Raw genomic sequence first — 14,881 nt, 5'->3', positions numbered from 1 at the left:
AAATTAATCCGATATTAATTTAAATTTAACAAAGGAGAAATTATGAGTATTAGTTCAGTTGGCTCAAGCGGCTTTACAATGCCAAAAAGCGTAAAAACTCAAGATGATGCAAGAAATGCAATAAAAGACAATTTAAAAAATATAGGAATTGACTTAGGAGATAGGGACTTAAGTAGTGTTAGTGGTAAGGATATTACTAATGCTTATATAGCACAAAGCATGCAATTAAGTTCTACTCAATTCAGCGTTCAAGGAAATATCGCAAGTTTTTCAAAAAACGAAATGCAGCTTAGCACTTTCTTAGGGACTTTAGGCAAATTAGGAAGTGGTTTTGAAAATTTACAAGACTTAACACCTGCAAAAGCAAAAGAATTAATTAGCGAAGATGGCTACTGGGGAAGTAAGCAAACAGGCGATAGAATAGCTGGTTTTGTTCTAGCTGGTGCTGGAGATGATATAGAAAAACTAAAAGCTGGTCGTGAAGGTATCATGCGTGGGTTTAAACAAGCTGATAAAATGCTAGGTGGATTTAGCAAAGGTTATGATGATATTGCAAATGCTACAATAGAAAGAGCTGTAAAAGCAATAGATGACAAAATTGCTGAATTAGGCGGAAATCTAGTAGATATTAAAGCATAATTTATTTTTCCTACTTCTAGTTTAGAAGTAGGAGTTAGGTTTTAAATGTTTAAAAATATCTTCTTAAAAACTTTTTTAAATGTGTTCTTATTAAACTTCAATGCTAATTTAAGCAAAAATGACTTTTTTAAGTTTTGGGGTGTTATTTCTTTAGTATCGCTTTTTATACATGGTTTATTATTAATTGATTATAGTATTTATATAAAATTTACTGAATTCTACCGATGTTTAGCAGAAATATTAGTTTTTACACTTATTTTTACTCTTATTTATAGGGCGAAAAAGTATAAAAAATTTGTATTTATTTTAATTATATTTTTTCCTTTTATTTTGTTTGCTTCAAGCTATTTTACAGATTATAATATATACATATTTTTTACTTTTTTATTCTTGATATTGTTTTTGAGCTTGTGTAATAATGAAACAAATCTTAATATTAATTTAGGCAAAAAAGAATTAATCATAAGACTTATATTTATTGCTTTAATAAATATATTTTTATTTAAACAAAGCTTGATATTAGCATTTTTTATTATTAGCTTCATTGCAACTCTTATATATCTAATAAAAAATTATAAGAATTTGAAATAGGAATTAAATTATTGTCTATTATCAACACCCCATTTACACATTAAATCAAGTATAGGAATCAAGCTTTCTCCCCTTTTACTCAAACTATATTCAACCTTTGGTGGGATTTGTGGGTATTCGGTGCGAATTATCAAATCATCATTTTCAAGCTCTTTTAAAGCTTTTGTTAAACTCTTAAAAGAAACTCCATCTATCATTCTTTTAAGCTCGTTGTATCTTATAATTTTATGTTTTGACAAAAGGTATAATATGCTCATTTTATACTTACTTGAAATTAGACTTAAAGTATAATAAAACCCACATTTACCGATATATTTTTCATCTTGATGACATTTTTCCATACACTCTCCTTTTGGTTAGTATCTAACAAAATTATTCGTATTGACTAAAAATTAGGTGTAAATTATAATGTTTTTTCATTTTTTACACAAGGAGATTTTATGAAAAATGTTTTACTGATTAATGGTGCTAAAGCCTTTGGGTTTTCAGAAGCAAAATTAAGTGCAAGTCTTTGTCAAGTTGCATTTAATACTTTGAATGAAAATGGTTTTAAAGTAGAGCAAACCATTATTGATGAAGGGTATGAGCCAAAAACTGAAGTAGAAAAAATATTAAGAGCAGATATTATTATCTTTCAAGTGCAAGGATTTTGGATGAATGCACCTTGGATAGTATGGGAATATTTTGCAAAAGTTTTTAAAGAAGGCGCTGGAAAATTATGGGAAAATGATGGCAGAAGTAGAAACGATGCAAGTAAAAAATACGGCTCAGGTGGGCTTTGTCAAGATAAAAAATTTATGATTTCTTGGACTTGGAATGCACCTGAGGAAGCATTTACTGATAAAAATCAGTTTTTTGGTGGTGTTGGTATTGATGGAGTTGGTATAAGCATTATGAAAACTCATGAGTTTTTGGGTATGAAGGCACTTAAAACCTTTGCTTGCTATGACGTGCATAAAGAAAATCAAGGCGAAAAATATCTAAAAGAATATAAAGAACATATTTTAAAGGAAATTGTAAAGAAGTATTAAATTAAAATTATTAAGCCATATTACTTAATGTTAAATATGGCTTAGTAAGAAAGTTTTAATTCCTATTTTAAGAATTTGAAACAGGAATTTCATTAAACTATAAAGTATTTTTTAGCGTCGTTTTTACTGAGTGCTTTTGCAAAATATTTTTGCCCTTTAAACTCGCATTCTTTATCATCTGGACTTTTAGCATAAGCAAGTGCAAGTGAGCAAGCAAGATTAATATCATCTAAACTAGCATTATTATCTAGTAAAGAAATCGCACCGATTAAGCCTGTTTTAATCTCGCTCATTTTTATTTTTTCATTTGCTAATAATTCTAAGATTTTTATGCCTTCTGCTTCATCTCTTGAAATTATCATCTTAGCATTATTTGGCAGTCTTAAATGTCTTCCGTATCTTAATAATTTTGCATTTTGGCTATCTAAAGTATCGTATTTTAAATAATCTTGTATTTTGTTTTTGTAAGCTTGCAAGGTTAATAAGCATCCACCAGCTGGGCTTTCATAATCGCTGTATCCATAAATATTTGCAAGTTCCATTTGTCTAGTTCTTCCCCTGCCACTAAAATCAAGCAGTTTTTCTCTATCAACCCAGCCATTAATCTCAGGTAAAGTTGGTGCAAGTAATTTAGCACTTAAAGGGCGTAAAATCTTATTATCCTTATCTTCGCTAAGTTTTGCAACGCTATTTAATGCTTGTGCTCTTTGGCTCATAGGACGCTGACCTAAAACCTCTCCACTAATTACAAAAGAAGCTCCTAAATCTTCACACATAGAAAGTGCAGTCTTAAACATATAACCATGACAATCAATACAAGGATTTATAGCTTTTCCATAGCCATATTTTGGATTTAATAAAACATCTTGCAAATACGCACTACTAATATCAACTACTCTAAAGCTAGCTCCTGCCATATTTGCACGGCGTTTTAATAATTCAAAATTGCTTCCACCAAATCCCGTATCAATATGAATGGCTTCAACTTCTATTCCTTGTTTTGCAATGGTAGTGATTGCTAACATACTATCAAGACCACCGCTAAATAAAGCTAATGCTTTCATTTATTCTCCTAATTTTCTTATATAGTCTTTTAATTTTTCTTTTTCTTCTTCATCTAAGGCTTTGTTATGAACTAAGATTAATTCAACTAAACAATGATAAGCCTTTTTTAAACCTTCTTTGCTGTGAATTAATTTTAAGTTTTTTATAATCTCTGCTGCATAGTTTTTAAATAAAGAAGCGTTTAGAATATTAAAACTTGCGTAATAATTAGCTAAATTATTAAAAAAAACTAAAATATTATCAATTTTTTGTGCGTTGCTAAAATTGTTTAAAAACTCAATTAGTCCTGCACTTGCATAGTTCATATCTAAAACATCATCAATTAGTGGATTTTGAAAATATTCTCTTAAAATCAAAACATTAAAATTTGCCTTAGAAATAGCTAGAAAATAAATTATTCTATCTTCTTGAATATTGCTTGTTTTTTTAATTTGTGGTTTTTTTTCTATAACTTTTGCTTTTATTCCATTTAATAGATTAAAGTCAAGCCCATAATTTTCGCAAAATATCTTAAGATGAGTATTTGCTAAAAAACTATCAATTGTATTTGTATATTCTAAGACTTTTAAATAAGCTTGTTTTATCAAAAATGGCTCAATTTTACTTATGCTTAATTTGTCTAAATATTCAAGCTCTAATTCTTTTTTGAATATATATTCAATACAAAATGTAATGATATTTATTGCGTTGTTTAATTCTGATTTTAGCTTTAATTCTTCGTTGTTTTCAATATATTCGCCTGGGTCTTTGTATGTTTTTAGCCTTATTACTTCGGCGTTATAGCCGTTTGCACTAAGCAATACACCTGCTTTAAATGCAGCATTTAATCCTGCACCATCTTTATCAAAACAAAGCGATACAAAGCAATCTTTTTTAATTAGTCTTAAATGCTGTTTAGTAAGTGCAGTTCCTAACACTGCTACTGCATAGGTTAAACCTGCTTTATGTAGGCTAATTGTATCCATATAGCCTTCACAAATTATCATTCTTTTGTGCTTATTAATATCGTTTTTTGCTAAGTGATAAGCATAAAAAATAGTGCTTTTATCAAAAAGAGCCGAAGCAGGGGAATTTACATATTTCGCAGGATTTTGCGGATTTAGTGTGCGTCCTCCAAAACCTACTAAAAAGCCTGTATTATCATAAATAGGAAAGGTAATTCTTTCTATAAAAGAAGCATAAACTCCATTTTCGTTTTTTTTAAGAACTCCTTCGTTTAGAGCATTTTCTAAAGGAATATTTGCTTTTTGCAATACTCTTAAAGTATCGTTTGCACTAGGTGCGTAGCCAAGATTAAATTTAATTCTTAAATCTCTTGTGATTTTTCTTTTTTCAAGATACGAAATCAAATTCCCACGAATATTTAATTCGCTTATATAATAATCATTTAATACCACTAAAGCATCGTTTTTTTGATAGACCTTTGTTTTTTTATCATCTTCTAAAACGAAGTTATACATATTTGCTAATTCTTTTACAGCGTCTATAAAATCTAAATTATTATATTTTTGTAAAAAACTTATAGCATCGCCATTAGCCCCACATCCAAAGCAATGAAAAAAACCTTCGTTTTCACGAATAGCCATACTAGGGTTTTTATCAGCATGAAAAGGGCAAACGCACATATAATTCGCACCATTTTTATGCACTGGAATATAATTTGAAATTAAATCAACAATATTAACACTTTCTTTTAATCTTTGAATGCTCTCGTTTGTAATCATAAAAGTATTATATGTATAATTAATTAATTTTTTTTAAAGGATATTTGTGGATTTAATACTTAGCTATTATAGAAATCCTATTTTTGGTATTTTAGTATTAATTAGCCTTGTTTTAATCATTGCACTATCTCAAATCATCTTTGCAAGTTTAAAAGAAAGTCAAACTAATAAAAATATTAAAAAATATCTTGCTAATTTTAACGCACTTGAGCCTAAATATTTAAGCAATTTAAGTTTTGATGAAAGGCTTAATTTAGCAAATGGATTTTTTAAAGCATCAATGTTTTTAGAATGTAAGCAAGTTTTAATCAATTTATTAAATGAATTTAGTAATGATAAAGACTTATTATATCTATTAGCACAATGTGATTTAAGGCTAGGTTTGTTAAATGACGCTAAGCAAGATTTATTAAAAATTTTAAAAAATCGTGCTAGAGATGAAGCAGCGTTGTTAAGTCTTGCTTATATTCACTTTAAATTAAATGAAATAAATGATTGCATAGAAGTTTATAAATGCTTATGTGTTTTAAATGATTATGAAAAGGATTTAGAATTTATAAAAAATTATAAAAACTCTCCTAATTTTTCATATAAGCAAGTAAAAGTAGATGATAAAATAATAGATGCTAGTTCTATCAATCAATTTTATTTATGCAAATATTGTTCATCGCATTCTTTATTTTACACTCCGTTTTGTTCGCAGTGCTTTAGATGTGATTGCTTACAAGCTAATTTAAGGATAAAAATATGAAAAAAATAACTATATATACAGACGGAAGTTGCCTAAACAATCCAGGAGCAGGTGGTTGGGCTTGGATAAAATTAGATGATGGCAAAATTACAAAAGATAGTGGTGGAGAAAGCTCTACAACAAATAATATTATGGAACTAAGTGCCTGTATTAATGCACTTTCAAGTCTTAATGAAGCTTGTGAAATTGATTTATATAGCGATAGTCAATATGTAGTAAAAGGAATTAATGAGTGGCTTAGCGGTTGGGTTAAAACCAACTTTAAGGGTAAAAAAAATGTTGAATTATGGAAAAATTATTTAGAAGTTTCAAAATCACATAAAATCAATGCAATTTGGGTAAAGGCTCATAATGGCGATACTTATAATGAAATGTGTGATGAATTAGCAAGGACAAAAGCACTTGAGTATGAAAAAGGCGTAATAGTAGAAAAAAAACATTCAAAATATAAAGAGATAGAAGATAAATTAAATTATAAATTTAAAAACGAAGCTCTATTAAATCAAGCACTAACACATAAAAGTTTTGGCAAAACTCATAATGAAAGGCTTGAGTTTTTGGGTGATGCGGTTCTTGATTTAATAGTGGCAAATATTTTATTTAAAGATTTCGGACATTTTAGTGAAGGAGATTTAAGTAAATTAAGAGCTGCACTTGTAAATGAAAAATCATTTGCAAAAATTGCAAAATACCTAAATATAGGAGATTTTTTACAATTATCAACTTCAGAAGAAAATAACGGCGGAAGAGCAAAGCCAAGCTTACTTTCAGATGCTTACGAAGCAATAATAGGTGCAATTTACTTAGAAAGTGGTTATGAAAAAGCAAGAGAAGTTGGCGAAAAGATTTTAAATGAAGTTTTTCCTAAGATTGATATAGAACTTATAAAAGATTATAAAACAAAGCTTCAAGAAAAAACTCAAGCAATAATGGCGCAAACACCAGAATATAAAATCCTTAGCACAAAAGGACCTGATCATAAAAAAGAATTTGAAATAGGACTTTTCTTAAACGATGAATTATTTACAAAAGCTATAGGAAATAGTAAAAAAGAAGCAGAGCAAAGTGCCGCAAAATTAGCACTAGAAAGATTAGAAGATGAATAGTTTTGGAAGTTTTTTAAAATTTAGTAGCTTTGGAGAAAGTCACGGAAAAGCAATAGGCGTTGTAATAGACAATTATCCAGCAGGAATTAAGATTGATATTGATTATATAAACTCACAACTAAAGCTAAGACAAGGTGGTGGAGCATTTAGCACTCCTAGAAAAGAAGCTGATGAGATAAATATAATTAGCGGAGTATTTAATGATATTAGCACAGGTGCTCCAATTTGCGTACTTGTAGAAAATAACAACACTAGAAGTAAAGATTATAAAGAGCATTTACGCCCTGCTCATGCTGATTTTAGCTATTATGCAAAATACGAGCATTTTGATTATCGTGGTGGTGGTAGAAGTAGTGCTAGAGAAAGCCTTGCAAGGGTTATTGCAGGAAGTTTTGCAGATTTAATACTAAAAGAATTTAATATAAGAACTTATGCAAGTATTTGCGGGGTAGGTGGAGTTAGTTTAGATGAGTTTAAATTTAGCGAAAATGATTATAAAAACGCTTTAGCTAAAGACTTTAACGCTTTAGGCGATGATTTAATAAAAGAATTATTTAAAGATGAAATCATAAAAGCAAAAAACAATAATGATAGTGTAGGTGCTAGTGTAAGTGTTGCTGCATTTGGCGTAATGGCAGGGCTAGGAAATGGGCTTTATGATAAGCTAGATGCTAGAATTGCAAGTGCATTTATGGGGCTTAATGCTGTAAAATGCGTTGAAATTGGAGCAGGAAGAAAACTAAGCTCAATGAATGGCTCATTTGCAAATGATGAGATTTTAGGCGTTAGCAATAGCGAAAATCACACAAACACTACAAGTAATATAGTGAAAAAATCAAGTAATTTTGTATCATTTAAAGAAGCAAAGGCTAATATAAACAAGCCTTTATTTTTGCATACTAGACATAATTTTAGTGGCGGAGTTGTTGGCGGAATTAGCACTGGAGAAAATATTTATATCAAGGCTCATTTTAAGCCAACTCCTTCAATTTTTAAAGAACAAACTATGCTAAATAAAGATTTAAAACTTATTAAAGATAGCATTCATGGAAGACATGATCCTTGCGTTGGAGTGCGTGGGGCTGTTGTTTTAAAATCAATGTTAAGCTTTATAATAGCTGATTTTTTAATGTTAAATTCGTGTGCTAAAATAAGCAACCTTAAAAAAATCTACAAAGGAGAATAAATGCCAGTAATTAATATAAAACTAGCAGCGCCAATGCCAAATAAAGAAAAATGCGAAGAAATCATAAAAGATTTAACCGAATATTTTGAAACAAAATTAGGCAAAAAGCGTGAAAGAATAGTAATAATGCTAGAAGAAATCCCACAATCTCACATAGGTTTTGGTGGAAGAAGCGTTGAGAATATCAATAATGCTGATTTTGTGAATAATTACAAATTAGAAGATAGATAAAATCCCCTATTTTAGGGGAATTGCTATGCAAATTTTACTTTCTTTAGTATTTGGATTTTTTATTTTTATCGGTGTTTTTTTAGAATTTTTTTATTTTGCATGGAGAGCTTTTAAGCTTTTTGATGCTGCTTATCCTTTAATATCTTTAGCAATTTTTACGATTTTAATTTTATTAATTATTAAAATAATTAGAAAAATTAGCTTTAAAAAATTTTTACTCATTAGTATTGTAATCATTAGTTTTGAAGCGCTTTTTGTTAGAACTGTCGTTGATTATTCTAATTTTAATGATTTTAGCTATGTTTTAAAAAGTAGTTATGAAAAAGATTTGCTTGGATATTGTGTAAAAGATAATGAGATTTTAAGTAAAGATGAGCTTGTAAAAAGAGCTACGAATGATTTTTTAGACAAAACTAGAGCTTATTATAAAAATATTGCTTATGAATATATAAAAGAACGTATATATTTTTATACCCTTGATGAGATAAAGGATTTTGATGATTTAAAATCATTTGATATAGAAAGTCTTCAAAAACGTAAAATAAATAGCAAAAACTATTCAGAAAAACTATTAGAAAGGCCTTTGTTTTTATCAACTAGCAGAGGATATGATATTGTATTTTTTAAAGGTGGATTTGATGTAAAAGATGGATTTTTAGAGTATTCATATACGACAACTGATAATAATTTAGGTTCAAAATTTAAGTTTAGAGTAGAAATTGATCGTTGTGGTAATACAAATAGAGCTTATGATGAAAAACCTTGCTTTGATGTGTTTGAGTGTAGGCTAAATCATCTTTTATAAAACTTAAATTTCTTTAAACTAGCGTAAAACTTAGTTAATTGTTTATTTAAATTCCTATTTCAAATTCCTTTGTTTTTAAAGGGTAGGGCAGCAGAATTTAAAATAGGAATTTGGTTTGATAATTCGTGCAAGGTTTAAAAATTGTTAAGTATTTAATTCATAAAATATTCATAACTTAGCTTAGAAAGGGTTAAAAATACTATTATTAAAAAGATTTTTTTAATCGATGTGCTTTTATATTTTAGAACAAACTTAGCTCCTAAAAATGCTCCAAATATCCCGCAAGCTGCCATTTTAAAACCAAGCGAATAATAAATATTAAAATCTATTATAAATACAAGAAGAGAAATCATTCCGCTTGCCATACATAAAGCTTTTGCATTAATGCTAGCTTGTTTTATATCTTGTCCTATTAAGCTAATGCTAGCAAATATCCAAAACGAACCCGTAGCAGGCCCTAAAAAGCCATCATAAAAACCGATTAATAAGCCAAATAATGGATAAAATAATTTTTCGCTCATTATTTGCTTTGCTTTAATTGAGCCTAGTTTTGAATTAAATATAGAATAGATAAATATGGCTAAAAGTGTAAATAAAATAATCGGTTTTAATGGTTCAGGATTTATTATGATTAAAACTCTAGCACCAATTATTCCACCTATTAGGCTAAAAATTATGCCTAAAAATAGCTTTTTAAACTCAATATATTTAAAAAGTGTAGAAAAAGAACAAAGCATTGCAAACATTGCTTGAAATTTATGCGTGCTTATTGCAAGTTGCTCTCCTAATCCAAAGGCTATTAGCATAGGAATTATAATAAGACCGCCACCACCACAAATAGCGTCAATAAATCCTGCAAAAGTAGCTGAGATTAATACGATTATTTCTTGAATTAGGCTAAGATCTGGCATTTTTAATAAGCTCGTTTAAGGCTTTTTCATCATTAGTTTGCGATATTCTATAAAGTGCAAAATCATATTTTAAAGGATCATTTGGGCAAAATTCTCTTAAAGCCTTGCTTAGCTCAAGCATACATTTTTGATCGGCTTGTTTTCTTGTAATTAGTCCTAATTTTAAGCCCATTTTATGTGTATGCGTATCAAGTGGCATTAATAAATCAGCTGGGTTTATCTCATCAAATAAACCTAAATCTAAATTATCATTTCTTACCATCCAACGATAATACATACAATATCTTTTATAAGCACTTGTTTTATTTACCTTGCTAAAGAAAAACTCATAACCAGAACTTCTATAATCATTTAAAGAATAAATTTCATTAATAAAGGCATAAATTACATTTAGTAATTTATTTTCTTTGCTAGATTTGTATATTTTATGGCTAAAGTCTTTTATGCTTGTTTTTTCTTTAAATCTTTTTAAGCTTATAAAAATCTGTGCTACATCTTGTGAGCTTTGAAATCTATATAAATTATTAAGTTCTTTAATTTCATTATCACTTTTATCAAGTAATGAAAAATCAAGTTTTTTTAAAAATTTAACAATAGCTCCTGCATTACCATAAGCAAATAAAGCACAAATAAGTGCAATAAATTCTATATCTTTACGATTTATATTATCATAAACAACTTGTAATGGGTCAGGATGAGAATAAAGGTTATCTAAAGTATTTTTAACACTTGCTGCTTCATCTAATAATTGTTTTATCATAATTTTTCTTTTAGGCTAGTTATTTTTAAATACGATTCTTCAAGTCTTTTTCTAGTGATTTTACCATCATTTACAGCTTTTGTGATTATATCTACTACATAGCTTGCTGTATCTCCGTATTTGATTTTTGATAATCCAAAATATAATATATCAACACCTGCATTTATACTATTTATTATTCTTTCGCTAAAGTCAATATTATCTAAATCTCCACCTAAAATATCATCACTTATAATAACGCCTTTATAAGCTAAATCATTTTTTAAAATATTTATGATTTTTTCTGACATTACTGCTGGATTTGTATCTAGCATAGGATAAATTTTATTTGAGACCATGATCATATCTACTTTATTTGTTTGTGAAAAATCATAAAATGGCTTTAAAAAGCTTATTTTATAGTCTTTTACTTCTTTTTCTAAGTAATTCATATCGCCAGGAAATGTTTTTGCTGATACTAAAATATTGCTTTGTTTAAAGGCATCTGAATACTCTCTTGCATAAATACTGAGTTTATCTAATAAATCATTTGTAATTTGAGTATTTACTCCAAGGCTTAGATTTAGATTTAATCCTAATTCTTTTAGATTTAGTGCTGTTTTTAAATAGCTAAGTCTTGCATCGTTTATATTAAGTGTTTGATTTACAAAATCAGGCTCTTTAAAATACATAAAATCATAATTTTTATCTAAATCTTTATAATCAATTGCTAAAAATAATGGATTTACTATTGCTATATTTTTAAATCTTTTTACTAGTTTTTTTGCTTGTTCTGTATCGGTAAAATTATTCGCTCTAAATACAATACCGCCTAATTTTCCTAAGCTTGCTTCTTGACCTAGCTTTCTTATTGTGTATTCTTTAATGTCTTTTCCATTAAAGCCTATCATAATCATTTGTCCTGCTAGTCTTTGCGTGCTTATGTTTGATAAATTTGAAGAATAGCCTATGCTTATAGTAAATATTAATATTAATAACTTTTTCATCTTTTAAGTAAATCTTGTAAGCTTATTTTTACGTCTTTTCCATCTAAAATTAATGATATTTCATTTGCAATAGGGCAATAAATATTATTAGTTTTAGCGATTTTACACACTGATTTTGTAGTGGCAATTCCTTCGGCAACTTCTTGTAATTCCTTATATATTTGCTCTTTTGAATATCCTTTTGCAAGCATTAAACCAACTCTATAATTTCTAGAAAGTGTTGAGCTTGCAGTTAAAAATAAATCCCCAGCCCCACTAAGTCCTAAAAATGTATTATCTCTTGCTCCAAAAAATTTACCAAATCTAGTAATTTCAATAAGACCACGAGATATTAAAGCTGCTCTTGCATTATTGCCTAATTCTAATCCATCACAAATCCCACTTGCAATTGCAATTATGTTTTTATAAGCACCACAAATCTCTGCACCGATTACATCAGTATCTGTGTATGTTTTAATAAAGTTTGGAAAAAAGGCTGCAAATTCCTGATTTAAATTCTCATTAATTCCACTAATTACTAAAGCTGTAGGTAAATTTTTGCTAACTTCAGCCGCAAATGATGGACCTGTTAAAACACATATATTTTCTTTATGAAAAAATTTTGAAAATATATCGTGCAAGAACATATCTTCATAAATACCTTTTGATGCGATTAAAACTTTATTGTTATTTATACTTGCGAAATTAGTTTTAAGATAATCATAAGTTCCTTGAGCGCTTAAAGCAAATACTAAATATTCGCTTTTTTTAGCTTCATCTATACTTATATAATCTCCATCTTTTTTATTAAAAGGACAAATATTTACTTTATTATTAAGTGAGATAGCATGAGCTATTGCGCTACCCCACTTACCTGAGCCTATTACGCTAATCATCCAAGCTTAGCCTTTAAAAGCTCATTTACTTTTGCAGGGTTAAAGGCACCTTTTCCTTCTTTCATTACTTGACCTACAAAGAAACCAAATAATTTATCTTTACCTGATTTATATTCTTCTACTTTATCTGTGTTTTTAGCTAGAATTTCATCAATGATTGCATTTATCGCACCATCATCGCTAACTTGTTTTAAGCCAAGTTTTTCAATACATTCACTTACACTAATGTCGTTTTCAAATAAATATGCTAAAACATCTTTTCCTGCTTTATTTGAAATTTCTCCGCTATCAATTGCTTTGATTAAATCTGCTAATTTTTCTTTACTTACAGGAGAATTTGTGATATTTAATTCACCTTTTAAAAGTCCCATAAGTTCTACACTAAGCCAAGTAGTGCTAAGTTTAGCTGAACAGCCACTTTCTATTAAATATTCAAAGAATTTAGCCATTTCAAGAGAACTTACTAAAACCTTTGCATCATCTTCTTTTATTCCATATTCACTCATATAACGAGCTATTTTTTCATCTGCTAATTCTGGAATTTTTACATCAATCATTTCTTTAGTAGCTAATACAGGTAATAAATCAGGGTCAGCAAAATATCTATATTCAGCTGCTTCTTCTTTACTTCTCATAGATTTTGTTACAAGTCTTGTTGTATCGAATAATCTTGTTTCTTGAACTATTTCGCTTTCGTATTTACCATCCATCCAAGCTGCTATTTGTCTTTCTTTTTCGTATTCAATAGCTTTTTGAATAAATCTAAAACTATTTAGGTTTTTAATTTCTACTCTTGTATAAAATTTCTCATCACCTTTAGGGCGAATTGAGATATTTACATCACATCTAAATGAACCTTCTTGCATATTTGCATCGCTAATATCTAAAAATCTTATAATAGAATGGAGTTTTTTAAGATATGCAACTGCTTCATCTGCACTTCTAATTTCTGGTTCGCTTACTATTTCTAAAAGCGGAGTTCCTGCACGATTTAAATCTACTAAAGAATTATCATTTTCGTGAATATTTTTACCTGCATCTTCTTCTAAGTGTGCTCTTGTAATTCCTATTGTTTTTTTACCAAAATCGCCTTCAATTTCAAGTTTTCCACCTTCTACAATTGCTACATCAAATTGAGATATTTGATAAGCTTTAGGTAAGTCAGGATAAAAATAATTTTTTCTATTAAAAATACTTACTTCATTTATTTTTGCATTGATAGCTTTACCAAAATATATTGCCTTTTGTAAAGCTTCTTTATTTAATACTGGTAAAGCACCTGGTAAAGCTAAACATACGGGGCAAACATTAGTGTTAGCAACTTCTCCAAAACTTGTTGCGCATGAGCAAAAGATTTTAGTTTTTGTGTTTAGTTGTGTATGAACTTCAAGACCGATTACTACTTCAAATTCCATTAATGCTCCTCATCAAGTGCAATAGCACCTGCAATATATACATAAGTAAGTATCATAAATACGAATGTTTGTAAGCAAGCCATAAAAGTTAATAGAAAATATGGTGGAAGTGGTGCAACGAATGGAACTAGAGTTAAGATAACTCCTAAGAATAAATCATCACCTTTTATATTTCCAAATAAACGGAATGATAATGAAACAATACGAGAAAAGTGTGAAATCACTTCTACAACAAACATAAGTGGAGAAATAAGTTTAACAGGTCCTAAGAAATGTTTAAAATATTTACAAACTCCTTGAGTTTTTATACCTTCATAATGATAGTAAAAAAATACAATAACAGCTAAAGGAAGTGTTAAATTTAAACTAGCACTTGGAGCTTCAAAACCTGGGATAATTCCTATCATATTACTAACAAAAACAACAAGACCTAAAGTAGCAATTAAAGGAACATATTTTAAAGAAGCTTCTTTTGAACCTATTGTATCTTTACCCATATTTAATACGCCTTCTAAGAACATTTCCATGATATTTTGAACACCTTTTGGAACTAATTGCATTTTAGAAGTGGCAGCTTTTGCTAGAACTAAAATTATTGCAAGAACTAAAACTAGATGAATTAAATAAGCCATTTTAATATCATCAGTAATAAATTCGCTAAACAAAAATAAACTATCGTGCATTTATTATCCTTAAAATTGAAAGTAATTCCTTGATTTTACAAAAGCTCCTTTAGTAATTGGTTAATGTTTTTGTAAAAAATATGGAATATGATTTGCTTTATTAAACATATTTATAATAAGGA

At 28.6% G+C, this 14,881-nt stretch carries 17 protein-coding genes and 1 pseudogene; 9 read left to right on the top strand and 9 right to left on the bottom strand.

The annotated features are described in order from the left end of the window. Positions 1-42 precede the first annotated feature (42 nt). Positions 43-639, top strand: coding sequence for a hydrogenase-4 component G (locus AVANS_RS07495; protein WP_239817264.1), 597 nt, complete (start codon positions 43-45; stop codon positions 637-639). 45 nt (positions 640-684) lie between these two features. Beyond that, positions 685-1,230, top strand: a complete 546-nt coding sequence (locus tag AVANS_RS07490) for a hypothetical protein (protein WP_239817263.1) — start codon at positions 685-687, stop codon at positions 1,228-1,230. 8 nt (positions 1,231-1,238) lie between these two features. Here the strand turns inward: AVANS_RS07490 and AVANS_RS07485 are convergent, their stop codons facing one another. Then, complete coding sequence (locus tag AVANS_RS07485; RefSeq protein ID WP_239817262.1) at positions 1,239-1,571, bottom strand: helix-turn-helix domain-containing protein; 333 nt, start codon at positions 1,569-1,571, stop codon at positions 1,239-1,241. Between the two features lie 99 nt (positions 1,572-1,670). Here AVANS_RS07485 and AVANS_RS07480 point away from each other — a divergent pair, with 99 nt between their 5' ends. After that, a complete protein-coding gene (locus AVANS_RS07480; protein WP_239817261.1) occupies positions 1,671-2,261 on the top strand; it encodes an NAD(P)H-dependent oxidoreductase in 591 nt (196 codons plus the stop codon). 92 nt (positions 2,262-2,353) lie between these two features. On the opposite strand, the gene AVANS_RS07475 is transcribed toward AVANS_RS07480, so the two are convergent. Further along, positions 2,354-3,325 (bottom strand): argininosuccinate synthase domain-containing protein, encoded by a 972-nt coding sequence (locus AVANS_RS07475; protein ID WP_239817260.1) that lies wholly within the window; start codon positions 3,323-3,325, stop codon positions 2,354-2,356. After that, positions 3,326-5,050 carry a DNA primase gene (gene dnaG, locus AVANS_RS07470; protein WP_239817259.1) on the bottom strand — a complete coding sequence of 575 codons (1,725 nt, stop codon included), beginning with the start codon at positions 5,048-5,050 and terminating at the stop codon, positions 3,326-3,328. A 46-nt stretch (positions 5,051-5,096) separates the two neighbouring features. Here dnaG and AVANS_RS07465 point away from each other — a divergent pair, with 46 nt between their 5' ends. From AVANS_RS07465 to AVANS_RS07440, 6 genes and pseudogenes are all read left to right on the top strand, one after another. Next, a complete protein-coding gene (locus AVANS_RS07465; RefSeq protein ID WP_239817258.1) occupies positions 5,097-5,801 on the top strand; it encodes a hypothetical protein in 705 nt (234 codons plus the stop codon). Further along, positions 5,798-6,187 (top strand): annotated as a pseudogene (rnhA, locus tag AVANS_RS07460) (ribonuclease HI); the annotation flags it as partial. The gene AVANS_RS07465 and the pseudogene rnhA, both read left to right, overlap by 4 nt. Before the next feature lie 36 nt (positions 6,188-6,223). Then, on the top strand, positions 6,224-6,907 hold the full coding sequence (gene rnc / locus AVANS_RS07455) for a ribonuclease III (protein WP_239818545.1): 684 nt from the start codon (positions 6,224-6,226) through the stop codon (positions 6,905-6,907). After that, on the top strand, positions 6,900-8,093 hold the full coding sequence (gene aroC, locus AVANS_RS07450; RefSeq protein WP_239817257.1) for a chorismate synthase: 1,194 nt from the start codon (positions 6,900-6,902) through the stop codon (positions 8,091-8,093). The genes rnc and aroC overlap by 8 nt, the downstream gene beginning before the upstream one ends. Next, complete coding sequence (locus AVANS_RS07445) at positions 8,094-8,324, top strand: 4-oxalocrotonate tautomerase family protein (RefSeq protein ID WP_239817256.1); 231 nt, start codon at positions 8,094-8,096, stop codon at positions 8,322-8,324. Between the two features lie 25 nt (positions 8,325-8,349). After that, a complete protein-coding gene (locus tag AVANS_RS07440; protein ID WP_239817255.1) occupies positions 8,350-9,129 on the top strand; it encodes a hypothetical protein in 780 nt (259 codons plus the stop codon). A 152-nt stretch (positions 9,130-9,281) separates the two neighbouring features. Here AVANS_RS07440 and AVANS_RS07435 read toward each other — a convergent pair whose 3' ends face one another. From AVANS_RS07435 to AVANS_RS07410, 6 genes are read right to left on the bottom strand one after another with little or no spacing between them, the layout of a single operon-like run. Next, positions 9,282-10,040 carry a TSUP family transporter gene (locus tag AVANS_RS07435; RefSeq protein ID WP_239817254.1) on the bottom strand — a complete coding sequence of 253 codons (759 nt, stop codon included), beginning with the start codon at positions 10,038-10,040 and terminating at the stop codon, positions 9,282-9,284. Next, positions 10,027-10,800, bottom strand: a complete 774-nt coding sequence (locus tag AVANS_RS07430; protein ID WP_239817253.1) for a TIGR02757 family protein — start codon at positions 10,798-10,800, stop codon at positions 10,027-10,029. Before AVANS_RS07430 ends, AVANS_RS07435 begins: the two co-directional genes overlap by 14 nt. Beyond that, positions 10,797-11,786, bottom strand: coding sequence for a glycoside hydrolase family 3 N-terminal domain-containing protein (locus tag AVANS_RS07425; RefSeq protein WP_239817252.1), 990 nt, complete (start codon positions 11,784-11,786; stop codon positions 10,797-10,799). Before AVANS_RS07425 ends, AVANS_RS07430 begins: the two co-directional genes overlap by 4 nt. Further along, positions 11,783-12,661, bottom strand: a complete 879-nt coding sequence (locus AVANS_RS07420) for an NAD(P)H-dependent glycerol-3-phosphate dehydrogenase (protein WP_239817251.1) — start codon at positions 12,659-12,661, stop codon at positions 11,783-11,785. Before AVANS_RS07420 ends, AVANS_RS07425 begins: the two co-directional genes overlap by 4 nt. Continuing rightward, positions 12,658-14,076 carry an Asp-tRNA(Asn)/Glu-tRNA(Gln) amidotransferase subunit GatB gene (gene gatB / locus AVANS_RS07415; RefSeq protein WP_239817250.1) on the bottom strand — a complete coding sequence of 473 codons (1,419 nt, stop codon included), beginning with the start codon at positions 14,074-14,076 and terminating at the stop codon, positions 12,658-12,660. The genes AVANS_RS07420 and gatB overlap by 4 nt, the downstream gene beginning before the upstream one ends. Then, positions 14,076-14,759 (bottom strand): F0F1 ATP synthase subunit A, encoded by a 684-nt coding sequence (locus tag AVANS_RS07410; RefSeq protein ID WP_239817249.1) that lies wholly within the window; start codon positions 14,757-14,759, stop codon positions 14,076-14,078. Before AVANS_RS07410 ends, gatB begins: the two co-directional genes overlap by 1 nt. Positions 14,760-14,881: the final 122 nt, after the last annotated feature.

The organism is Campylobacter sp. RM5004 (assembly GCF_022369455.1).
Classification (GTDB): Bacteria; Campylobacterota; Campylobacteria; order Campylobacterales; family Campylobacteraceae; genus Campylobacter_E.
Note: the sequence above shows the minus strand (reverse complement) of the source record. Positions and strands in the feature narration are given on the sequence as shown.